This window comes from Kitasatospora sp. NPDC058478, from assembly GCF_042720345.1.
In the GTDB taxonomy this organism is placed as follows: domain Bacteria; phylum Actinomycetota; class Actinomycetes; order Streptomycetales; family Streptomycetaceae; genus Kitasatospora.
Genome location: NZ_JBHXML010000007.1, coordinates 25,653 through 46,992, shown reverse-complemented (window position 1 = coordinate 46,992; position 21,340 = coordinate 25,653). Strand labels below are relative to the sequence as shown.

23 protein-coding genes and 3 tRNA genes are annotated in these 21,340 nt (G+C 70.9%); 17 read left to right on the top strand and 9 right to left on the bottom strand.

The window, feature by feature from the left end:
- The first annotated feature begins 113 nt into the window (after positions 1–113).
- Positions 114–1,352, top strand: a complete 1,239-nt coding sequence (locus ACFWPT_RS05625; RefSeq protein ID WP_380479777.1) for a sigma-70 family RNA polymerase sigma factor — start codon at positions 114–116, stop codon at positions 1,350–1,352.
- Positions 1,353–1,390: 38 nt separating this feature from the next.
- Here ACFWPT_RS05625 and ACFWPT_RS05620 read toward each other — a convergent pair whose 3' ends face one another.
- The 4 genes from ACFWPT_RS05620 to ACFWPT_RS05605 form a co-directional block, all read right to left on the bottom strand.
- The gene (locus tag ACFWPT_RS05620; RefSeq protein ID WP_380479775.1) at positions 1,391–2,524 is read right to left on the bottom strand and encodes a DUF2690 domain-containing protein; all 1,134 of its coding nucleotides are present in this window, start codon (positions 2,522–2,524) and stop codon (positions 1,391–1,393) included.
- A gap of 421 nt (positions 2,525–2,945) precedes the next feature.
- On the bottom strand, positions 2,946–4,349 hold the full coding sequence (locus ACFWPT_RS05615; RefSeq protein ID WP_380374979.1) for a glutamate decarboxylase: 1,404 nt from the start codon (positions 4,347–4,349) through the stop codon (positions 2,946–2,948).
- 155 nt (positions 4,350–4,504) lie between these two features.
- Positions 4,505–5,938, bottom strand: coding sequence for an FGGY family carbohydrate kinase (locus ACFWPT_RS05610; protein ID WP_380479773.1), 1,434 nt, complete (start codon positions 5,936–5,938; stop codon positions 4,505–4,507).
- 107 nt (positions 5,939–6,045) lie between these two features.
- Positions 6,046–6,351: a hypothetical protein gene (locus ACFWPT_RS05605; protein WP_380340974.1), complete on the bottom strand. Its 306-nt coding sequence runs from the start codon at positions 6,349–6,351 to the stop codon at positions 6,046–6,048.
- A gap of 245 nt (positions 6,352–6,596) precedes the next feature.
- Here ACFWPT_RS05605 and ACFWPT_RS05600 point away from each other — a divergent pair.
- Positions 6,597–6,669, top strand: a tRNA-Asn gene (locus ACFWPT_RS05600).
- 61 nt (positions 6,670–6,730) lie between these two features.
- Positions 6,731–6,803 (top strand) — tRNA-Asn (locus ACFWPT_RS05595).
- A 178-nt stretch (positions 6,804–6,981) separates the two neighbouring features.
- On the opposite strand, the gene ACFWPT_RS05590 is transcribed toward ACFWPT_RS05595, so the two are convergent.
- Positions 6,982–7,734, bottom strand: a complete 753-nt coding sequence (locus ACFWPT_RS05590; protein WP_380479771.1) for a trypsin-like serine peptidase — start codon at positions 7,732–7,734, stop codon at positions 6,982–6,984.
- Positions 7,735–7,841: 107 nt separating this feature from the next.
- Positions 7,842–8,732, bottom strand: coding sequence for a hypothetical protein (locus ACFWPT_RS05585; RefSeq protein ID WP_363370010.1), 891 nt, complete (start codon positions 8,730–8,732; stop codon positions 7,842–7,844).
- Between the two features lie 189 nt (positions 8,733–8,921).
- Between ACFWPT_RS05585 and ACFWPT_RS05580 the strand changes: the two genes are divergently transcribed.
- Both ACFWPT_RS05580 and ACFWPT_RS05575 read left to right on the top strand, forming a co-directional pair.
- Positions 8,922–8,995: transfer RNA gene (locus tag ACFWPT_RS05580), tRNA-Ile, on the top strand.
- Positions 8,996–9,346: 351 nt separating this feature from the next.
- Entirely contained in the window at positions 9,347–9,712 is a 366-nt protein-coding gene (locus tag ACFWPT_RS05575; protein ID WP_380479769.1) for a hypothetical protein, read from the top strand.
- Between the two features lie 754 nt (positions 9,713–10,466).
- Here ACFWPT_RS05575 and ACFWPT_RS05570 read toward each other — a convergent pair.
- Positions 10,467–12,137, bottom strand: coding sequence for a tyrosine-type recombinase/integrase (locus tag ACFWPT_RS05570; protein WP_380479767.1), 1,671 nt, complete (start codon positions 12,135–12,137; stop codon positions 10,467–10,469).
- Between the two features lie 285 nt (positions 12,138–12,422).
- On the opposite strand from ACFWPT_RS05570, the gene ACFWPT_RS05565 reads away from it, so the two are divergent.
- Together ACFWPT_RS05565 and ACFWPT_RS05560 are read left to right on the top strand one after the other, a co-directional pair.
- Positions 12,423–12,680 (top strand): DNA-binding protein, encoded by a 258-nt coding sequence (locus ACFWPT_RS05565; protein WP_380479765.1) that lies wholly within the window; start codon positions 12,423–12,425, stop codon positions 12,678–12,680.
- Positions 12,681–12,758: 78 nt separating this feature from the next.
- Positions 12,759–13,760, top strand: coding sequence for a recombinase zinc beta ribbon domain-containing protein (locus ACFWPT_RS05560; RefSeq protein WP_380479763.1), 1,002 nt, complete (start codon positions 12,759–12,761; stop codon positions 13,758–13,760).
- Here ACFWPT_RS05560 and ACFWPT_RS05555 read toward each other — a convergent pair.
- The gene (locus tag ACFWPT_RS05555; RefSeq protein ID WP_380479761.1) at positions 13,690–14,538 is read right to left on the bottom strand and encodes a hypothetical protein; all 849 of its coding nucleotides are present in this window, start codon (positions 14,536–14,538) and stop codon (positions 13,690–13,692) included. The two genes, ACFWPT_RS05560 and ACFWPT_RS05555, sit on opposite strands and share 71 nt — an antisense overlap.
- A gap of 44 nt (positions 14,539–14,582) precedes the next feature.
- Complete coding sequence (locus ACFWPT_RS05550; RefSeq protein WP_380479759.1) at positions 14,583–14,954, bottom strand: hypothetical protein; 372 nt, start codon at positions 14,952–14,954, stop codon at positions 14,583–14,585.
- A gap of 783 nt (positions 14,955–15,737) precedes the next feature.
- Here ACFWPT_RS05550 and ACFWPT_RS05545 point away from each other — a divergent pair.
- The 10 genes from ACFWPT_RS05545 (at position 15,738) to ACFWPT_RS05500 (ending at position 20,826) form a co-directional block, all read left to right on the top strand.
- Positions 15,738–16,853 carry a ParB/RepB/Spo0J family partition protein gene (locus ACFWPT_RS05545; protein ID WP_380479757.1) on the top strand — a complete coding sequence of 372 codons (1,116 nt, stop codon included), beginning with the start codon at positions 15,738–15,740 and terminating at the stop codon, positions 16,851–16,853.
- Positions 16,854–16,931: 78 nt separating this feature from the next.
- A complete protein-coding gene (locus ACFWPT_RS05540; RefSeq protein ID WP_380479755.1) occupies positions 16,932–17,150 on the top strand; it encodes a hypothetical protein in 219 nt (72 codons plus the stop codon).
- A 32-nt stretch (positions 17,151–17,182) separates the two neighbouring features.
- Positions 17,183–17,359, top strand: coding sequence for a hypothetical protein (locus ACFWPT_RS05535; protein WP_380479753.1), 177 nt, complete (start codon positions 17,183–17,185; stop codon positions 17,357–17,359).
- 263 nt (positions 17,360–17,622) lie between these two features.
- Entirely contained in the window at positions 17,623–17,862 is a 240-nt protein-coding gene (locus ACFWPT_RS05530) for a hypothetical protein (protein ID WP_380479751.1), read from the top strand.
- The gene (locus tag ACFWPT_RS05525) at positions 17,859–17,984 is read left to right on the top strand and encodes a hypothetical protein (RefSeq protein ID WP_380479749.1); all 126 of its coding nucleotides are present in this window, start codon (positions 17,859–17,861) and stop codon (positions 17,982–17,984) included. Before ACFWPT_RS05530 ends, ACFWPT_RS05525 begins: the two co-directional genes overlap by 4 nt.
- Positions 17,981–18,226 carry a hypothetical protein gene (locus ACFWPT_RS05520; protein ID WP_380479747.1) on the top strand — a complete coding sequence of 82 codons (246 nt, stop codon included), beginning with the start codon at positions 17,981–17,983 and terminating at the stop codon, positions 18,224–18,226. The genes ACFWPT_RS05525 and ACFWPT_RS05520 overlap by 4 nt, the downstream gene beginning before the upstream one ends.
- Positions 18,223–18,456: a hypothetical protein gene (locus ACFWPT_RS05515; RefSeq protein WP_380479745.1), complete on the top strand. Its 234-nt coding sequence runs from the start codon at positions 18,223–18,225 to the stop codon at positions 18,454–18,456. The genes ACFWPT_RS05520 and ACFWPT_RS05515 overlap by 4 nt, the downstream gene beginning before the upstream one ends.
- Positions 18,453–18,701 (top strand): hypothetical protein, encoded by a 249-nt coding sequence (locus ACFWPT_RS05510; protein ID WP_380479743.1) that lies wholly within the window; start codon positions 18,453–18,455, stop codon positions 18,699–18,701. Before ACFWPT_RS05515 ends, ACFWPT_RS05510 begins: the two co-directional genes overlap by 4 nt.
- Positions 18,702–18,819: 118 nt before the next feature.
- A complete protein-coding gene (locus tag ACFWPT_RS05505) occupies positions 18,820–20,418 on the top strand; it encodes a restriction endonuclease fold toxin-2 domain-containing protein (RefSeq protein WP_380479741.1) in 1,599 nt (532 codons plus the stop codon).
- Between the two features lie 18 nt (positions 20,419–20,436).
- Complete coding sequence (locus ACFWPT_RS05500; protein WP_380479739.1) at positions 20,437–20,826, top strand: hypothetical protein; 390 nt, start codon at positions 20,437–20,439, stop codon at positions 20,824–20,826.
- Positions 20,827–21,340 lie beyond the last annotated feature (514 nt).

The window sequence follows — 21,340 nt, the reverse complement described above, 5'->3', positions numbered from 1 at the left end:
GGCCCAGAAAGTCGGCGCACGAGTCTCGGCCACGGAGTGTGGCGTACCGCACACTGGAGGGCGTCCCACCTCCGTTCAGCGCGGGTCCGCCAGAGTCGCGCCCGCCCCGAGGGATGCCCGTGGACCGAGGCTTTGCCGCGACCTCCAGCCCGACCGCCGCACCGACCGCCGCACCGACCGCCGCACCGACCGGCGCGCTGACCGCCGCACCGCCCGGCGCCGGCACCGGACCGCACCCCGCCGGCCCGGCCGGGGACCGGGAGACGGACCACGGCCGGGCCGGGGCCGCGCCCCCGGACGGCGCCCGCGGCGTGCCGCAGGGCCACCCCGAGGCCCCGGAGACGGACCCCGACGCCGAGGACCCGGCGCCTGACGCCGAGGACCCGGAGCCCGGCGACGGGGACGAGGAGGAGCCCCGCCCGCAGGCCGAGGGCGACGCAGGCCCGGCGCCGGACCTGCTCCGCCAGTACCTGCGCGAGATCGGCCGGGTCCGCCTGCTCACCGCCGCCGAGGAGGTGGAGCTGGCCCGCCGGGTCGAGGCCGGCCTGTTCGCCGAGGAGCGGCTGAACGGCGACCCCCCGCCGTCCGACCCGCCGGCCCGCGAACTGGACACCCTGGTGGTGCGCGGCCGGATCGCCAAACGCCGGCTGATCGAGGCGAACCTGCGGCTCGTGGTGTCCGTCGCCAAACGCTACGTCGGCCGCGGACTGACCCTGCTGGACCTGATCCAGGAGGGCAACCTGGGCCTGATCCGGGCGGTGGAGAAGTTCGACTACGCCCGCGGCTACAAGTTCTCCACGTACGCGACCTGGTGGATCCGGCAGGCGATGAGCCGGGCGCTGGCCGACCAGGCCCGGACGATCCGGGTGCCGGTGCACGTGGTCGAGCTGATCAACCGGGTGATCCGGGTGCAGCGCGCCCTGCTGCAGGAGCGCGGGCTGGAACCGACCCCGGCCGGGATCGCCGCCGCCCTGGAGCTGACCGAGGAGCGGGTGCGCGAACTGCTCCGGCTGGCCCAGGAGCCGATCTCGCTGCACACCCCGGTCGGCGAGGAGGACGACGTCGCGCTCGGCGACCTGATCGAGGACGCCGACGCCGCCTCACCCGCGGAGTCCGCCACCTTCCTGCTGCTGCGCCAGCACCTGGACGCCGTCCTGGCCACCCTGGGCGAGCGGGAGCGCCAGGTCGTCCAGCTCCGCTACGGGCTGGACGACGGCCGCCCGCGCACGCTGGAGGAGATCGGCACGGTGTTCGGCGTGACCCGGGAGCGGATCCGCCAGATCGAGTCGAAGACGCTGATCAAGCTCCGCGACCACGCCTTCGCGGCGCAGCTGCGCGGGTATCTCGACTGAGCGGCCCGCCGGGGTCGGCCGGGACCGGCCGGACCGGCTTAGGACCGGCCGGGGGAGGGCTGCGCGGCGGTCGGCTGCGCGGTGGCGGGCTGTGTGTCGGTCGGCTGTGCCGGGGAGGGCGGGTCGGTGGCCGCCGCGTCCGGGCCGGTGCCCGGGGGCGGCGAGGCGGGGCCGATCGGGATCGGGGTGGAGGCCACCACGGCGGCCAGGCCGGAGACGGGCGAGGTGCAGACGTGCCCGGCCGGCTGGTACCCGCAGACCTGGAAGGTGACGGCCGGGTCGGCGGCGTCCAGCATCGACGAGTAGTTGTCGTAGCCCCAGTGGATGAGCGCCGTCTCGCTCTGGCCGGAGTCGTCGGTGATGGTCGCGTAGTCGTTCGGCTCGCCCTCGGTGATCGCCGCCCAGGCCGCCTGGCAGGTCTGGCTGTACCGGAGGTAGACGACGACCTTGCCGATGACGTCGGTCTGCAGGGTCCGGGCGTCCTTGCCGCAGCCGGTGGCCTTGGGGTCCTTGTGCGCGCAGCCGACGGCCTGGCAGACGGGAGCGCCCGGGACGGGCTTGGCCGCGGTGGCGGTCGGGACGGGCTCGGCGACGGTCTGGGGCTGCTCCTGGTGCCGGGTGGCCCGCAGGCCGACCAGCACCAGCAGGGCCACCAGCAGGGCGGCGCCGGTCAGCAGCGTCGCCGGGCGCCGCCACCACGTCACGGGTGCCGTCACGGCGCCGCCGGGCTCGCCGGGTGCGACGGTCACATCGGTCACATCGGGTACGTCGGTCACATCGGGTACGTCGGAGGCAGCGGGTGTGGCGGGCGCGCCGGTCCGGCCTGTCGGGGGCTGCGCCGCCCGAGGCTGCTCGGGGGCCGCCTGCGCGGCGGGCTCCTCCGGGGCGCCGGGCTCGCCGTCCTCCTCGGGCCCCGCCACGGCCTGCTCCCGCAGCGCCCGCAGGGCCGGCCCGTCGCAGTCCACCGCCCTGGTCAGCGCCTCCAGTGCCTGCCCGGTGATGACCCGCTTGCCGTTCAGCCAGCGCTCCCAGGAGGCCCGGCTGTAGTGCGTCCGGGCGGCCAGCTCGGACAGCGAGAGTCCGGCGGCGTCCTTGATGGCCCGGAGCTCCTCGGCCAGGAGCCGGGCGGGTCCGGACAGCTCTTCGGGCAGGTTCTTCCAGGCGGAACCCATGGGGCCTTCCAACGATGCGAGACGGGAACGGGGGGACGGGGAGAGCGGAACGGGCTCCGGCCCGGGCCGTTCGGGTGTCTCCGCTTCTCCAAACTCACCGGTCCGGCGTCCCAAACCCCAGGTCATGGCGCTGAGACGGACGGAAGTGTCTCACAACCCCCGGGAACGCTCGCATGTGCACGTGTCCGTCGTGCACAGTTCTCTGGTCGGCGCGGTTCGCCGCCCGACGGCGTCGTTCGGACGCGGACCGGTCACCGGTCCCCGCTCCGGCAGCACGTCCCGATTCCCCCACCGGCCGGGGCAGCCTCGCGGGGGGAGGCTGCCCCGGTTCGTCCGGGACGCACGGTGGGGAGGGCGCTTCGCAGCGCCCTCCCCACCGTGATCACGCCCCGCCGTGTTCACGCCCCGGCGGACCCAGGCCCTAGTGGTGGAAGCCCGACCGGGCCGGCACCCCGAGTTCCTTGAGCGGGCCGGGCTGGCGCCGCAGCTCCGGCAGCAGCCGGGAGAGGTCGGCCAGCAGCAGGTCGGCGAGGTCCAGCGAGAAGCCGTTGCGGCAGACCACCCGGAGCACCGACAGGTCCGTCCGGTTCGCGGGGAACGTGTACGCGGGCACCTGCCAGCCGCGCTCGCGCAGCCGCCGCGAGACGTCGAACACGTCGAACGGCTCGTCGTCGGCGGTGGTGAAGGCGAAGACCGGCAACTGGTCGCCGCGGGTCAGCAGCCGGAAGCCGCCCATGTGCTCGATCGCCCCGGACAGGTGGGTGGCGACCTCGCGGCAGGCGCCCTGGACGGCCCGGAGGCCGTCCCGGCCGAGCCGCAGGAAGATGTAGTACTGCGCGACGACCTCGGCGCCGGGGCGGGAGAAGTTGAGCGCGAAGGTCGGCATCTCGCCGCCGAGGTAGTTGACCCGGAAGACCAGTTCCTCCGGCAGCGCCTCCTGGTCGCGCCACAGGGCCCAGCCGACGCCGGGGTAGACCAGGCCGTACTTGTGCCCGGAGCTGTTGATCGAGGCGACCCGGGGGAGCCGGAAGTCCCAGACCACCTCAGGGTCGAGGAAGGGCGCCACCATCCCGCCGGAGGCGCCGTCCACGTGCACCGGGACGTCGAGGCCGGTGCGCTGCTGGAGGTCGTCCAGGGCCGCGCAGATCTCCGCGATCGGCTCGTAGGAGCCGTCGAAGGTGGAACCGAGGATGCCGACCACGCCGATGGTGTCCTCGTCGCACAGCGCGACCGCGTGCTCGGCGTCGAGGTGGAAGCGCCCGCCCTCCATGGGCGCGGTGCGGGCCTCGACCTCCCAGAAGGTGCAGAACTTCTCCCAGCACACCTGCACGTTGACGCCCATCACCAGGTTGGGCCGGGCCCCGGCCGCGTAGCGCTCGGCGTTGCGGTGCATCCAGCGGCGCTTGAGCGCCATGCCGGCCAGCATGCAGGCCTCGCTGGAGCCGGTGGTGGAGCAGCCGACCGTGGCGTCCGGGTCGGGGGCGTGCCAGAGGTCGGCGAGGATCGCCACGCAGCGCCGCTCCAGTTCGGCGGTCTGCGGGTACTCGTCCTTGTCGATCATGTTCTTGTCCAGGCACTCGGTCATCAGCCGGGCGGCCTGTGCCTCCATCGAGGTGGTGACGAAGGTCGCCAGGTTGAGCCGGGCGTTGCCGTCCAGCATCAGCTCGTCGTGGATCAGCTGGTACGCGGTGTCGGCCGTGACGGGCCCCTCGCCGAGCCGGTGCAGCGGCGGTGCCAGCTTCATCGAGCCCAGCGGGTCGGCGGCGCCCACGAGCGGCCCGATGCTCAGCCGGCGGTCGTTGCGGGCCCCCTTGTGCAGCGCCATGGAGTCCTGCCGCCCTTCATGTCGGTGGCCGTGTCCCGTCCCACGCTGCCACCGGCCGCCGGGTGACGCATCTTCACCGGTCGGGGTCGGGGTCGGGGTCGGGGTCGGGGTCGGGCGCCGCCGTCCCCGGCCGGTGAGGCCGCCGCGGGCCGCCTTCAGGCCGCCGTCTCCGGGTGGATCTGTTCGCGGGCGGCGCGGTACTGCTGGCGCACCGCCGAACCGATCGCCAGGTCCTGATCCCCGTCCGGCTCGACGGTCTCGGCGTCCGGCAGCTCCCACTCCGGCGGCTCCGGGGTGCCGGCCAGTGCCCAGGCGGCCTGCCGGGCGGCCCCGCGGGCGGCGTGGGCGCCCGGCGGCGGCACCACGACCGGGACGCCGAACAGCGGCGGGGCGATGTGCCGGACGGCGGGCAGCCGCCCGGCCGCGCCGAGCAGGAACACCCGCCGCACCGCGACGCCCTGGGCGCGCAGCACGTCGAGGGCGTCCGCGATGTTGCACAGCATGCCCTCGACGACGGCCCGGGCCAGGTGCTGCGGCGTCATCGACTCGGCCCGCAGGCCGGTCAGGGTGCCGGCCGCGTGCGGGAGGGCCGGCGTCCGCTCGCCGTCCAGGTAGGGGAGGAGCACCAGCCCGTACGCGCCGGGGGAGGAGTGCAGGGCGAGGTCGCTCAGGCCGTCCAGGTCCCGGCCGAGCATGGCGGCGGTGGCGCGGAGCACCTGGGCGGCGTTGAGGGTGGCGACCATCGGGAGGTGGCGGCCGGCGGCGTCGGCGAAGGAGGAGATCAGCCCGGTGGCGTCCACCACGGCCCGGTCGTGCACGGCGAAGATCGTTCCGGTGCTGCCGAGCGAGACCACCGCGTCGCCGGGGCGCAGCCCGAGGCCGAGCGCGGCGGCCATGTTGTCGCCGGTGCCGGCCGAGATCAGCAGGCCTTCGGGGGTGTGCCCGGCGGGTTCGGCGGGGCCGAGCACCTCGGGCAGCCGCAGCTCGTGGCCGAGCGCCAGCTCGACCAGGTCCTGCCGGTACTCGCCGGTGATCGGGGACCAGTAGCCGGTGCCGGAGGCGTCGCCCCGGTCGGTGGTGCGGCGCCTGGGGTGGCCGAGGAGCTGCCAGACCAGCCAGTCGTGCGGCAGCAGGACCTCGGCGACCCGGCGGGCGTTGGCCGGCTCGAACTCGGCCAGCCAGCGCAGCTTGGCGATGGTGTAGGTCGGGCTGGGGACGGCGCCGATCGCGGCGGTCCAGGCGGCCGGGCCGCCGAGCGCGTCCAGCAGCTTGGCGGCGGCGCCGCTGGAGCGCGGGTCGTTCCAGAGGATCGCCGGCCGGACCAGCACGCCGCCCGCGTCCAGGCCGATCATGCCGTGCTGCTGTGCGCTGACGCCGATGGCCCGGACGCCCTCCAGCAGGCCGCCGGCGGCGGCGTCGCCGAGCGAGTGCAGCCAGAGCTGCGGGTCGGTCTCGCCGGGGCGGGTGTCCGGGTCCTCGGGGACGGGGTGCGGCGCCTTGCCGGAGCGCAGGACGGCGCCGGTGTCGGCGTCGCACGCGACGATCCGGGTGCGGTTGGTCGAGCTGTCTATCCCCGCGACGATGGCCATGTCGAGATCATGCCTCAGCCCGGCCCGGGACGCGTCCGGGCCGGGTGAGGTGTTGCCCGTTCGGGACTCGACGCAGGGCCCCGGTACACCCTGGCGTCACCGTCCCGTCACGGGCGGAAGGTACCCCAGCCGTCGTCCTCGGCCCGGGAACGGTTGAAGTACGGCACCCGGTCGGTGACGGCGTTCGGCAGCCGGTCGCCGACCTTGTCCGCGACGGCGCCGGCGGCCTTCCCGGCGACCGCGCCGGCCTGCTGCCGGGCTCGGTCGGCCGCGCCCTGCACCGTGGGGTTCTGGGCGATCTTCCGGGTGACCTTCGTGATCTGGTCGTAGCGCCGGCGCCCGGCCCGGGAGCCCAGGACGTAGCCGGCCGCGAACCCCGCGGCCAACGACAGCTTCCACATGATCGGATCCACCCTCTCCTGGCGGCCTTCTGCCGCATTGCCCTACCCGTCCGTCGGGACGGCGAACCGTCCGTGCCCCCCAGCATCCCCGGGGGCCGTGCCGGGCGCGCGCCGGGCACGCCGGGCGGGAGCCCGGGGGCGGTCCGGGGGGCGGTCCGGCGAAAGCGATTGGCGGACCACCCCCCCGAGTGCGCTAATGTATGTCCCGCAGCGAGCGCCGAGGAGCCCGGGGAACCGGGGGCCGAGGCGGAAGCCGATCCCCCATAGCTCAATTGGCAGAGCAGCCGACTGTTAATCGGCAGGTTATTGGTTCGAGTCCAATTGGGGGAGCTCGGGAGAGGTCTTGCAAGAGGCCTCCTCCCGTCCGTGGTACGGAAGTTCGGTACCGCGATCCCGCATAGCTCAATTGGCAGAGCAGCCGGCTGTTAACCGGCAGGTTTTTGGTTCGAGTCCAAATGCGGGAGCTTCATCGGGTCCGCCCGGTGACTGCTCAGAGCGAAGGCCCCTCGGATGACCGGGGGGCCTTCGTGTTGCCTTCGTCACGTCGCGCCGTTCGTCACCTCGCGACGGCCGGGCGGCTCGGGTGGTCGCCTCTGGGGCTCGGACGGTCGCCTCCCGGGTTCGGGTGGTCGCCTCCCGGGCTCAGGCGGTCGCTTCCCGGTAGAGCACGGAGACCCGCTGGTCGAAGGTGACGCTGTAGGAGGTGCCGGCCGTCTCGCCGCCCTCCTGGTAGCCGCCGATCACGCCGACGACCGTGCCGCTGTCCGTCACCCACGGGCTGCCGCTGGTGCCGTCGGTGTAGCCGTCGCAGTCGAAGCGCTCCTGGGTCGGGCTCTGCGAGCGGGTCCTGGCCGCGCAGGTGATCGGCTCGTCGCGCTCGTTCGGGTAGCCGGTCACCGAGACGGCCAGCCCGAAGCCCTGGCCGGTGGCGATCGGGTTGCCGCCGACGGCGTCCTCGACCTGCTTGCCGCCGACCGTGCCCACGGTGACGAAGGCCACGTCGTACTCGGGGTCGTCGTCGTCCGCCCAACGTGGGTCGACGGTGATCGACTTCACCGGCCAACTGCCGTACGGGATGAAGCCGTTGCGGTAGCCGGGGGTGAACACCAGGCCGTCCAGCAGGCCGATCCGGCGGTTCTGCACGCAGTGCGCCGCGGTGACCAGCAGGTTGTGCCTGGGGCTGCGGACGACGCTCGCCGTGCAGGCCCGGGGGCCCTGCGCCGTCCGGACCGAGAGGGTGCCGATCCGGTCGCGGGTGCTGCTCTGCTGCGCGACCTCGGCGGCGGGCGCCTGGTCCTGCTCGCCGCCGTCGCACGCGGTTCCGGCGGCGAGCAGCAGGGCCGCCAGCGCGACCGTCCGTGCGGCGCGCGGGGGCCGTGCCGGGCGGGGGGCCATCGGGGCTCCGTCTCGTTCCTCGGGGCGGGCACCGGGTTCGTGCGTTCCGCCGTTCGAGAGGAAGATCTATCAGGCCGTGCCCGGCGGCGCCACTGCCGCCCCTCCGGTCAGCCGGTGGCCCGGTCGTAGAGCGCCTGGACGCGGTCGCCGAAGTAGCTGCTGTACGAGGTGTCCGGGCTGTCGCCGCCCTGCTGGTAGCCGCCGATCACACCGACCACGGTGCCGGTCCTGGTGCTCGGGTCGAAGTCGGTCACCCAGGGGCTGCCGCTGGTGCCGCCGGTGTAGTCGGGGCAGTCGATCCGCAGCTGGGTGGAGCTCTGCTCGGTGGTGTTGTTGGCGCAGGTGATCGGGACGTCGCTGGTGCCGGGGTAGCCGGTGATCCGCACGGGCAGCTGGTAGCCGAGGCCGACGCCCAGCTTGTTGGCGCCGAGCACCTGCTGCACCTGCTGCCCGTTCTGGGCCTGGACGACCGCGAAGGCGACGTCCACGTCCGGGTCGGCGTGGTCCTTCCAGCCGTCGTCGACGGTGACGGCGATCAGCGGCCAGACGCCGCTGGGGGTGTCGCCGTTGCGGTAGCCGGGGACGAAGACGAGGTCGCTGCGTTGGCCGAGTTGGGGGTCCCAGACGCAGTGCGCGGCGGTGACGATGAGGTTGAGCCCGGCGCTGTCGACGACGCTGGCGGTGCAGAAGTGGTCGCCGTCCGCGTTGCGGGTGAAGACGGCGCCGACCAGGCCGTTGAGCACGGTGGGCCTGGCGGTGCGGGTGACCCCGGTGTGCCTGGCGACGGCGCCCCTGAGCCGCTGCCGGCTCCAGCCGTGGCCGCCGCCGGAGGCCGAGGCGGATCCGGAGGGGCGGGCGGAGGGGCGGGTGGAGGGGGTGGCCGGAGCCGAGCTGACCGTCGGCGCGCCCCCGCCGGGCCCGGCCGAGGTGGTGCAGCCCGCCGCGGCCAGCAGCACCGCGAGCGCCCCGGCGGCGGCTCCCGTCCCACGTGTCGTCATCCGTCCAGGCTGCCCGTGGGGCCGTCCGGGCGCCACCCGAACTGCGCAACCAGGACAGGCGCACGCCTGTGCGCACCCGTGCGCGCCCCCGGCGCGCACCACGGGTGATCGACCGGCTATGCTGCCCGGGACGTCCTTTCGGGGCCGTCTGCTGCTGCCGTGGTCGACGACCGGCGCACGCGGCGAACCGGGGCGGTAGCTCAGCCGGTTAGAGCAGGGGACTCATAATCCCTTGGTCGTGGGTTCGAGTCCCACCCGCCCCACACTCAAGGCTGACGGCAGGTCAGTAGGCAAGGGGCCTCTGACCTGGAAAAATGTGTGCTCCTGCCAGGCACACTGTAGGGCACGGTTCAGGCCGATGGAGTCTGACTTGCCGAAGTTCACCCGCGTTGGGGAATTCCTGGGGAACCGGCGGGGGTGAGCCGCCCCAGAACCGACCCACGTCGGCGTCAACGGCCCGGTTCGGGCAGGGGCGCAGCCGGCAGCGCCCAACCCCCTCCTGCCGGATCGGTATCCATCTGGTGGAGCCGAATTTCCTGAATCCGGTCGTCCCTCGCTCGCCGGCACGGCATTGTCTGAGCCGGAGAAGTCGAATGCGGATGCGCGGAGGGGCCATGCGGAGGGGTGACGGAGAGTACTCGGCGGCGTTGGGCGCGATGGAGGGAGTCCTCCTCGACTGGGTCGCGCGGCCGTTCCAACCGCTGTACTACTCGCAGCTGAGCGGCATGCTCGCCGACCAGGGACACGCAGTTCCGCCCCACGACGGGCCTATGCCCTATCTGCTGGAGGACTGCACCCGCCTGCACGGCGGGAGGGAAGCGCCGATGCTGTCCGCCGTCGTGGTGCTCAAGGAGACGAAGCGGCCATCCAGCGGGTTCTTCAAGCTGGCCCGGCAGAAGCCCTTCCTTCGCCCCGGCGACGACGTTGCCCTGTGGCTGGCGGAGCTGGCCTGGCTGGAACGGGTGCACGCCGCAGCCTGAGTGTCGGCTGCCAGCCGATGTCCCTGTTCGACGGCGTGTCCGCGTGGGAGCTAACTCATCAATGGTTGGAACGGTCACGGCAAATACAACGCACTGGTACCGTGGGTGCGTCTCATAGATTTAGGTCATCGAAGCAGGCCCGTCGAAGTGCGGTCTGACCTGCGGAAGCGGTGTCCTTGATGTCGTGGGACAACAACTGGATGCTCAGTTTCGGTCGCCACCTGGCGATGGGTTTTACTCAACACCGGGTGATACGACTGCAACGTCAACGGGCCTGGCTCGACGGATAGATCCATCGAAGCCCGGCCCGTGACAGCACGAAGGCCGCCCCAGGCCGTGGAAAGTCGAGGCGGCCGACGTGTACTGCGGTACAGCAGTGCGCCGGAGGCCTGGTGGCATAGCTACCAGGCCTTCCGCGTGTCCAACTACTTGATCAGCGTCACGATCACCAGAGTGAACGTCGCGCCGACCAGCCACCAGGTAGCGGTGACTAGCTGATCACGCGGACTACGGCGCTCCACCGGGTCGCTCTCCTGCTCGTCCACGGTGTAGCCCTTCTCCTCAGTTTGGCCGGATGGTCCTTGCCGTCGTCCGGAACCAGGAAGGGCCGGGCGGCGGAGCGGATCATCCATCCCACTGAGAGTGGGTCAGCTGAGTCTAGCGGGTAGCGACTGCCGTCATGACGGTTCGTGGTATGGCGGTGGTCGGGCCGGCGGTCCGTCCATCACCGTCAGCCAGCGACGTCCCATTGAGGCTATGCGGGGGTCACCTTCTCTGCCTTCTTCTCCCGGACTCGTTTGAGAGCGGCGAGGCGGCCGCCGCCGGCGGGGCGCAGCGTGGGCACGGGTTCGGCAGGACGAGTCGGCGGCGTGACCTGTACGGGGGCGGCGACGTGCACGGTGTCCGGGGTGACTGTGGCCAGCAAGGGTTCGGCTGGCGTCTCGGGGGTCTTTCGGCCGGAGCGGGGGACGATGGCCAGTGAGGCTTCGGCCCTGACCTTCTGGAGTTCGGGTAGGACGTTGGTGTACGTGTCCATCGTGATCTTGATGGTGCTGTGGCCGAGTTGGTCGGAGATCTCCTTGGGGTCCGATCCGCTGGCGTGGGCGATGCAGGCGGCGCCGTGGCGGAGGCCGTGGAGGGTGATCGGTGGGAGTCCGGAGAGTTCGACGAGGCGCTTGAACCGTTGGGTCAGGAAGTCGGGGTGGTATCCCGAGCCGTCTTCCTGGGCGAAGACGAGACCTGTGTTCTGCCAGGCCGCTTCGGCCTTGGTGCGCTGCTGGACCTGGAGGAGGAGGCGCTTCTCGAAGAGGTGGCCTGACTCGCTGTCGAGCGTCAGGACGCGTTCGGAGTCGGCCTTCGGAGTCGTGCCGAACAACTCGTAGGCGATGGACACGACCTGACGGCTGATCGTGACCGACATGGCGTCGAGGTCGACTTCGGTCCACGACAGGGCGCAGGCTTCGCCGCGGCGCGGGCCTCGTAGGGCCATGAAGTGCCAGAGATCGAAGAGGTCGTCGTTGACGACGAAGTCCAGGAACTGGCCGGTGAGTTGGGGCGTCCAGACCATCACCTTGCCGGGAATCTCACCTGTTTCGCGCCAACGTGCGACGCGGCCCGGTGTCCACAGCAGCGGTTTGGGCGGGTTCGCCTTCGGCAGCTTGACCAGCTCGGCCCAGTTCTTCTTCACCTCCTCCGCGCGCACGGCGTCGGCGAGAGCGGAGGAGAGCGTGGCCCGGATGCGGTACTGGGTTTGGATGTCGGTGACGCGGCGCATCTGCTTGCGCTCAACGGCCAGGAGCTCGCGGGCCTCGTGCCAGGAGGCCCGCAGAATCTGCCGGTCTTCCTTGTCGGAGGCGGCCCGCCAGGCCTGCCGCTTGTTCTCGCAGTCCTGTGTGAGCAGGGCTACGTACTCGCGGTGGGCCTGGATCGTGACGTTGCGGTCCTGGATCGCCGCGAACATCTGCTGGATGTGCTTCTTGCGGATCTTCTTGCGGTCGATGTGCCCGATGTAGGGGGTGACGTGCAGGCGGATGTGTTCGCGGTACTTGGCGATCGTGGAGAGGGCGACGTCCTTCTTCTCGTCGGCCCAGCGGTCCAGGTACTCGCCGAACGTCTCCCGCACGGTGACGTCCAGACCGGCCTGGTGCTCCTCCCATACCTCCTTGCACTTCGCGGCAGCTTTCGTCTGGGTGCGGAAGCCGCCCTTGCGTACGCGCTCCGTCTCCTTGCCGGCGTCGTCTTCGAGAAGGAGGAAGAAGTACCAGGAGCCGTGGGTGCGCTTCTCAAGGTCGGGGCAGCCGGTGCCGAGGTCGCCGATCTTGTGGGTGCCGTCCTCGTTCAGGACGGGCTTGCCCTTGTCCCTGCCCCGGCGATGGTAGAGCGGGCCCTTGCACCCGCACCGCTTGTATGTCCTCTCCTCGAACATGCTCTGGCCTTCCTCTTGCGCCCGGTGCTGTCGCAAACAAGCGGCTACACAGCGCAACTCGAATGCACGTTCTATTTTGCCGCATCTTTGATCAGATGTACACGCAAGACCCCCTCTGCGCTTGGGATTTGGCGGGATTTCCCTGGCCTTCACCGGCCTTCCCAGGCGGCGGCGCGCAATGCGTGCAGGACGTTATCCTTGACTGCCTACCGTTATCCGCGTGCGTCTCTACCTCGCGGGTAGGGTGGGCACGGTTGGCGCGGGGGAGAAACGCGACGACTCAAAATGAAGATCGACAAGACCGACGAGGTCCGGACGAAGCCCGAGCGCGGCATGATGCTGCAGGAGGTGCGGAGCCTGCCGGTCACCATCAACGTGGTGACCGCGGCGCGGGCGCTGGGGCTGGGCCCCAATACGGCGTACGAGGCGATCCGGGCCGGCACCTTCCCGCTCGACATGATCAGCGTGGGCGGATCGAAGCGGGTCCTCACCGCGTCGCTGTGGAGGCTCCTCCAGGTTGACGGCCTTGTCATAGAAGCGTGACGCGCGCAACGTGATGGAGACTCTTCCATGAGTCTCCATCACGTGACGGGTGTCTCGTGACGGGAAGGGACACACGCGGTGGCAGTGAGGGTCTTCGGGTTCTCGAACGTGGCCAAGAGCGCCTTGTTGGACGACGAGGCGCAGGCCCTGAGGGAGGCCGTGGAACGGCGTATCGACGGCGCCACCCGCGCCGGCGCCGCCGCGCACGTCAACTCCCTGGGCTTCGTCGGCACGCTCGGCTCCGCGTTCACAGGCAAGACGCTGGGCAAGCTGTTCCGCAACCCGGCCATCGCCGGACTTGAATCCAGCCCGGACGGGACGCTGGCCGACGCAGGCCACCCCGGCATCATCACCCCGCACCAGTTCGCGCAGCTCCAGGCCCTCGACGAGGCCGAGACGGCCAAGCGCGAGGACGCCCGGAAGGCCGCCCCGCAGCCCGACTACGAGTACGCCTTCGCCCAGAACGATCTTGTCGTGTGCGGCCTGTGCGGGGCGAGCCAGCAGGGCCTGCGCACGAGCGCGGGCTACCCCGGCTACTGCTGCTCGGCGGGGCCCCGCGCCGACCGTCCCGGAGACTGCGGCAAGGTCAGGATCTCCGCCGAACTCCTTGAGGACCACCTCGGCGAGCAGATCGCCGCCCGGCTGCTCGAACCCGGCACGCAGAAGGCTCTGGAGACGGCGCGCACTGAACTGGAGAAGCAGCTCGTCGCCGCCAAGACGCAGCTTGAGGCGATCACCGAAGGCCTCGGCAACCTCGGCGGGATGGTGCTGCGCCACGAGATCACGGCCGCGAGCGCGGCCAAGGCGCAGGCGGAGGGCTCCCAGCAGCAGAAGGCCTTGCGCCGCAGGATCCGCATCCTGGGACGAGCGGTGGCCACCCCGGTCAGCGGGGACATCGACGAGCTGGTCAAGTGGTGGAACTCGGCGGGCGCCGTGGCCCGGGCCGGTCTGGCGATGCTGATGCTTCACCGCGTCGACGTGCACCCCGGAGGCCGGGGCGTACGCACGCTCAAGCCCGGCCGCGTGGTGCTGTGGTGGCGCGACCAGCCCGCACCGCCGCCGACCCGCCGCGCCGCGTAGCCGCCGTCCTCCGGCGGGCGACAGTGCCGGGCATGGAACCGACCGTGATCCCGGAGAACAGGCTCAGCGCGAACAGGCCCGCGCTGCAGGAGCTGATCATGTCCTGCAAGTCGACGCTCCAGGCCCCGCCGGCGGCCTGCGCGATGGCGGCAAAGACTCCTTCGGTGGCGCCCCACACTGCGCAGGCCACGCCGCCGACGGCGATCAGGGCTTGGCTGGTGCCGAGCATGCGATGGCCCGTGCGGATGTTGCCGATGGCCGGAGGTGCACAGTCCCAGGCGATGAAGGCCCCGACCAGCGCCCAGTAGGCGTCCGTGATCAGCAGATAGGCGGCCACCCCGCCGTCGGCCGCGTACGAGTTGGTGAACGCGACATCGGCGCTGTTGGCCACTGCGAAGATGATGACGACCGCCGCGGCGACCGCCCCGGCCACTGCGAAGCGGAACCTCAGCGCCGACGTCCAGTTCTCCGGGGGGTACGTCCACGGCACCAGCAGGACGCGGATCGCGAGAAGGGACACGATCCCGAACAGGTGGGACAGGAGCATGGCCAGGTTGTCGACCCCGGAGGCAGACTCGATGCGGGTCGAGACTCCCGGCTGAGTGAGGACGATAGCGACCAGGCCCGCGGTGGCGGCCGTGGTGCGGCTCCATCGGGCCAGGGTTCGGGTGTTGCCGTCGGAATGGCCGCTGCGGCGCAGCGTCATCCGGGTCACGACGACGGCGGCGACGCATAGCGCGACCAGGGCGGCGCCCAGTAGCAGTGGTGCGATGTGCACGGGGGTTCTCGTTTCGGTGTTGCTGCCGCAGCCTGCGGCGGGTCCTAGGAGCAGAAGAGGAACAGCTCGGTTTCCCGGCGGCTCGCCTCGGCGGCCTCGGCGCGCGACAGGCGCCGCCGGCGGCGGGTCTTCGACGTCGCGGAGTCGGGTTCGGCCGGGGCGGGGATCTCCAGGCCTCTGGCCTCGCGCAGGGCGAGGGCTGCTTGGAGGAGGCCGTCGGCGCCGTTCTCCCCGAGATCGGCCACTAGGCGCAGCGCCTCACGGACTGCCGGATACTCGTAGTAGACCTCCAGCGAGGCCAGGTCGTGGTCCCCGGGCAGCAGGTACGGCGCTGGGCAGTCGAATGCCTCGGCCAGTCCGAGCAGTGTCCGCGAGGGGGGGTTGATCTTCGCCCCGGATAGCGTGGCGTGAATCACCGTGTGATCCAGCGCCGGCTTTCCGTTCTCGTCGGATGTACGGGACGCAAGATCACGTGTAGTGGGAGGCTTCTCGCCTTCCCGTGTGAGTCGACCGCGTAGGAACTTGAGCTTCGCAGCGAGGCTCCATAGCCCGTCGGCCGTATCGGCTGGCGTAGTCATTGGAGCCCCCTGTGATTTTGTTCCGTTGGAATATCTGTTGGCGATCGGCAACAGGCACAGTACAGGCCGATGGCGCCAGGAATCCAAACGATCATTCTTTGACAGGTTGTTGATCTCGGGTGCAAGCTGTGGCCGCCGGTCGCGAGTCCATCCAGGTCAGCGGTCGGGGGTTCGCGGCGAGTGGCGCCGCGGGATGGATCACGCAGGCTCGGCGTCGGGCCTGCGCGCTGGTATGAGGGGTCTTTCTGGTGGCGATCAGCAGCGCGGGCGTGTTGCGCGTGCTCGCAGAACGGCGCCGGGCCGGACTCGTGGCCGAGTCTGAAAGCGATAGCCCTCTATCCGGCCGGGGGGTCGTCGACGCCCTCATTCTCTTCGCGGGGGGCGGGGTGTCACCCGCTCCGGATTCCCGATCTTCGGGCCGGGGGGCCACGGGCGACGCCGGTGGCGATTCGCTGGCCTGATGGGGTGAATCCCTCGCATTCGAGGTCGTCCGAAAGCTGAGGCCCGGCCAAGAAGTTTCTTGATCAATCTATTGCCGGTGTTGCACCCCATCCTGAGTGAGTATAGAATCTAACTACAAGGAAGGGGGATGGACCCCCAAAACCTGATGGGAGTTACACCATGGCGAAGAAGCTCAAGATGAGCCAGATCCACCCGAACCCGCGTCAGCCCCGCGAGTACTTCGACACCGAGAAGATGTCCGAGCTCACCGCCTCCGTCCGGGAGCACGGCGTCATGACCGCGATCGAGGTCCGCCGGCGCCCCGAGGGCGGCTACGAGATCGTCATGGGTGAGCGCCGCTACCGCGCCAACCAGGAAGTCGGCAACCCCACCATCAAGGCCGAGATCGTCTCCGTCGCCTCCGACATCAAGGCCTTCCGCAGGGCGATGGCAGAGAACATCAACCGCGCCGACATGACCGCGCTGGAGGAGGGGCGGGGCTATCGGCGCATCCTCGACGAGGACACCAGCGACGACGGCGGCAAGCTCACCGAGAAGGACGTCGCCAGGGTCTTCGGCAAGTCCACCCGCTACATCCAGATCCGCCTCCAACTGCTCGACCTCGTCCCCAAGGTGCAGCACCACCTGACCCATGGTCACATCGGCCTCGCCGCCGCACACCGTATCTCCGAGCTGACGCCGGATGCCCAGGACGCCGTCATCACCAAGTGGGCCCAGGGTGGCGACAACGGCAAGGCGATGGACGAGAACGAACTCCTCCACTTCGCCCACCAGGTCCGCGAGCAGGAGCGCCAGCCGGGCATGTTCGACGTCGAGGAACTGACCGAGGAGCAGAAGGCCGAGCGGATCGCCGTCCAGAAGGGCACCCGCAACAAGCTCGACCAGATCGAGCGGACCCGCGCACTGCTGGAGGAGCTGGCCAAGACCCCCATCGAGGAGCTGGCTCGCGCGCTCGACGGGCAGATCGGCGCCCGCCTGGAGCAGCTGGAGCGCACCGCCAAGAGCCTCCAGGACGCCAAGTTCCAGGTGAGGCAGGCCAAGGCGTTCGCCGACGCCCGCGAGATCGTCACCTCCAGTGCGGCCAAGGCCCCCAGCCTCACCGCACCCGAGCAGGACCGCGGCGCAGAGCAGGCCGCGGCGCCGGATGCCGGCGCCGACCTCGACGCCGAGTTCGCCACCATGCTCGCCGAGGTAGTCACCGAGACCGCCGATCGCACCGGCGACGAGGCCGAGCGGGCCGACGCCGCCGAGGCCCCGGTGCCCGTCGCGGCCTGACCTGGCCGACCAGGGCGGCCCCCCGGGGGGTCGCCGGTTGCGGACGGGAACCCCCTCGCCCGATCCCAAGGAAGCCCGATGACTCGACCCGGCCTCGATGCCCTGGTTGCGGCCGCCGCCATCGCCGACCAGCACGTGCAGGCCGCACTGGAGCAGATCGCCGACGGAGCCGACACCTTTCACCGGGTGCTCGCGACGCTTGGAACGGTCACCCCGCGATTGGGTAGCGTGCTCCCGATACCCGCCCCGGAACTCGCAGCCCGAGCAGTTCGGGTGGGCCGTGACCGCCACAAGTGACACGCGCTGGCCCGCGTACGAAAGGTATGCCCATGCCCCGGCCTGACTGGCTCCAGATGCCGCCCGCCGCCTGGTACGACACCGGCACGCAGGGCGCGCTGTTCGATCCGCCCGGCCACGACCCGGACAGCGACGGCGTCGGCACGACGCCCTTCGACGGCTGCACCGTGGAAGAGCTGAGGCCTGCCGACGAGCCTTCCCTTCCCTAACTTGTATGGGGACTCTTGATGATACTGTCAGCATGTCGCCGAGGGGTGGGCTCGCCCCCCCTGGGCCCACCCCCGGCGACATGCGCCGTGACACCCCTCTCACGGACCTGGCAGGCGGCACTCCCCCCGCGCCCCACCCGCCAGAACCGGGCAGCTCCCATGAGCACGCCACGAGAGGACCGCCAGCAAAGCACGTCACGACCAAGGCCCGCCCGACCTCCTTCCGAGTCGGGCGGGCCTGCGCATACCCAAAGAGGCACACCGTGCACCACACCTACACCGCCCACGGCGCGGCCGACCCCGAGGCATACGCCCGGCTGATGCAGGAACGGTACGGACCCCTGCCGGCGCTCTGCGCCGAACAGAACCGGCCCGCCCCCACCCCACCGCCGAGACCCCGGACCCGCCGGTACAGCACCCGCTGGCCCGACCCGGACGCCGCCCGGCACCGCGAACAACTCCTCCAAGCTCTCCACTTCCACCAGCAGGGGACGAAGCAGTGACCACCAGCCCGACGACCACCGAACCCGAGCGCACCCCGCCCCGCCCCGGGGCCATCTGGTGCAAGGCCTGCGACTCCTGGTGCGACCCCATCTCCAGCCTCTGCCGCTGCAACAACCGATGACCACACACCAGGTGGCCGGCGGCCAGGAGTACGAGGCATGCCACCCCCTCGACGAACAGCGACGCATCCGCGTCCTGGCCGTCACCGGCAACCGGGCCGAGGTCGAAACCCTCGGCCCGGGCCCGGCCCGCCGCCGCGACATCCTCCTGAATGCCCTCCACCCGACCGCCACCACCGCCAACGGCCTCCCACGTCGGACCGGCTACCGTCTACTCGGACCAGCGGAACGGAGCCCGAAATGACCGACAGCACCAACACCCCCCAGCGGCCCACCGCCAGCACCATCACCGACCCGGAGCTGGACCTGCTGTGGGAGCGAGCCGAAGCCGCCGAGGCCCGCCTCAAGACCGCCGCCGACATCCTGCACTCCGGCTACAGCGACGTCACAGACCGGGTCGACATCGCCCGCCGCCTCTGCGAGGGCGAGATCACCCCGCAACAGGCCCTGGCCATCGACCGGGGCGACCGATGAACCCCTCCCCGCCGTCCCGGCCGCGCACCACCCGGCCGGGAAGCCGAGGAGGACCCGCCGCCCTCGGGTGGGCCACCACCCCCACGGCGGCCGTCCAAGCCGCCGTCGCCCTGGAGCGGTACTGCGTCGACGCCGCGTCACTCGGGCTCGCCGACCGCGCCGACACGCTCCTCACCGAAGCCCAAGGCGAAGCCGCCGGACGGCTCCTGTGCGCGGAGAGCCAGAACGAAGACCGGGGCGAGTAGCACCCCGACTCCGCCCGGCCGGACCCCCACCCGGCCGGGCGCACCTGTACCCACGACTGCCTGACTGTCAGCGCGTAGCCCCGATAAACTGGCAGCCGCACCCGGGGGAGGATGAACCGTGGCAGACGCGTCCGCAGCATCGGGATTCGAGGTCAACCCGGACGTCGCGTTCCGGGCGTCCGTGCAGTTCCTCGACACCAAGGACTTCGTCTACCGCATCGCCGACGGCATAGCAGGCGACCTTGCGTCCACAGGGGGGATGGCGGGCGACGACTCGATCGCCCACTCCTTCGCCGGCAAGTACGAACCGGCCGCGAAGAGCATCGTCCAGGCCATCGGGAAAGCCGGACAGGGCATGGCCACCATCTCCAGCCGCCTGCTGACCATGGCCTCCAACTACCTCGCCGTCCAGGACTCCGTCGCCGCCTCGTTCACCGGAAAGATCAACACCTCCTCGGGTCTCGCCAAGGGCGCCCAGCAGTGCGACCCCAACGAGGCCCACGCCAGCCTCCCGATGGTCACCGGCTCCAAGGAAGTCCACGAGATCCCGATCATCGGGAAGTTCTGGCCCCAGGGAGACCCGAAACGCCTGCGCAGCGCCGCCCACGTCTGGGAGCAGAGCGCCTCCTTGATCGACCAGGCGCAGAGAAACGCCGGGCTCCACTCGGCGGAGGTGATCGCGAAGTGCGCGGGCGACGCGTTCGAGGGGTACAAGGCGTACGCCGCGACGGTGTTCAACACCTGCCCGGCTGGCGGCACCACGGCGTCATCGAAGCTGTCGCTGATGGAGAACATCTCAGCGGCGTGCCGGGAACTCCAAGCCATCTGCAACGAGTACGCGAAGGCGATTGACGACTGCCAGAACACGCTGATCGGACTGGGGGTCACCGCAGGAGTCGTCACCACGGCGGGCGTCCTCCTGACCGTCTTCACGTTCGGCGGCTCAGATGCCGCCGCGGCCGCCGCAGACGCGGCCCTGGCGGCTGAAGCCGCGGTGGCCGCCGAAGCTCTTGCCGCCGCCGAAGCCCAGATGGCAGCTGCAGCCGCCGTCGCCGAGGCCGAGGCCATCGTCTCATCGCTCGCCGCACGCCTGGTGGTCCTGGCCGGCACCGCTGCTGCCGCAACCACGGTCGCTGGCGTCGACTCTGCCAGCGCCACCACCCCCACCGGCCCGCAGAACCCGGTAGGACAGCCCGCCGTCCCCGGCCAAAGCCCGCTCGCCAACCCCGCCGTCGGGCCCATCGCACCGCCGAACCCGCCGCCCTACCCGCTCTACACCCCCGCACAGCAGATGGCCGCCAGGACATGGATCGCCGGGATGGACCAACGCGACCCGAACTACGGCACCCCCGCCGACCGCGCGTACCAGGTGCAGGTCGCAGGCAGGCCGGAACGCCGGGTCCTCGGAGCTGACGGGGAGAAGGTGTGGGCGGACGGCTACCGGCCCGCCGACGGCGCGCTCATCGACGCGAAGAACGTCCGCAAGATGGGATGCAGCCCCCGCTCGCTGGAAGGACTACAGGAAGACCGCTTCAACACCCAGTTCGTCCTGGCCGACGACGAATCCGAACTCACCCGCTACAAGGCGGCGATCGACAACCCCGCCAACCACGCCCAGTACCTTGAAGTTGATACCCCCGACAGCGCAACCGTCGGGTACTGGCAGTACCTGCTCGCCAAACACCACGTCGAGAGCAACGTCCGCGTCGTCCCCTAACCCGGCAAGGAACCCCTGTTGGACACCATCTACATCGGCGCAGCGCCCGGAACCACCTGGCCGATCACCCCGGAAGAAGCAGGGGACCACCTCCTCGGCCGCTTCCCCGACATGGAGTCCTGGCACAAGCACGCCCCCGTGAGCGAGAAGGACTACATCGACTTCGACGTCGAGCTGGACGGGACGACCCGGCAGTGCAGCTACTTCGAGCACGGCCAGCTCATCCTGCGCGACGGAGACGCCACCCTGTGGGCCGACACCATCGCCTGGTTCCTCAGCCTCCTCCCCGCCGACGCCCGGGCTGTGGCCATGGTCGCGTCCAACCCCGACAACGTCCGGGTGATCCCGCCGCACTCCAGCGTCCAGGACATCGAGGAACTGCTCCAGTCACTGTTCGACATCGAGTAGCAGCCCGTCGAACGGACGACGCGCCGCGTGAGCCCGCACCGGACAAGGCGCGAAAAGAGGGGCCCTTGGTCGCCTCAATGTGCGACGGGTTGGTCGAGGATTCCGTCAGCCGCAGGAGTGCCAGGGGGTCGGGGCGCTATAGTGCAGATCCCCGTTGGGGAGCCACCCAGTAACCCACTCGCGAACGCACTTGCCGGGAGCATCGACGCGTACGGGGCCCGCGTATGAGGAGTACCTACCCTCGTCCCTGCCGGCCCAGACAAGATCGTTGTCGCTGTTCTGGATCGCGATAGTGGTCCACGTGGGGATTCCCGCGTAGGAAATCTTTACGTACACCGAGCAGTTGATCGCGCCGTCGAGGTAGGTATGAACCGTCCCGACTCCTGGGTATCCGATGAGTTCGCCGGACCATACATGGGTGCCCGTGCATCCGTAGCCGCCAGCTAGCCCGGCCGCGTGTGCATCAGGTGCGGCGATGACCAGGCCCACCGCCGCAGCAAGGGCAGTGGATATT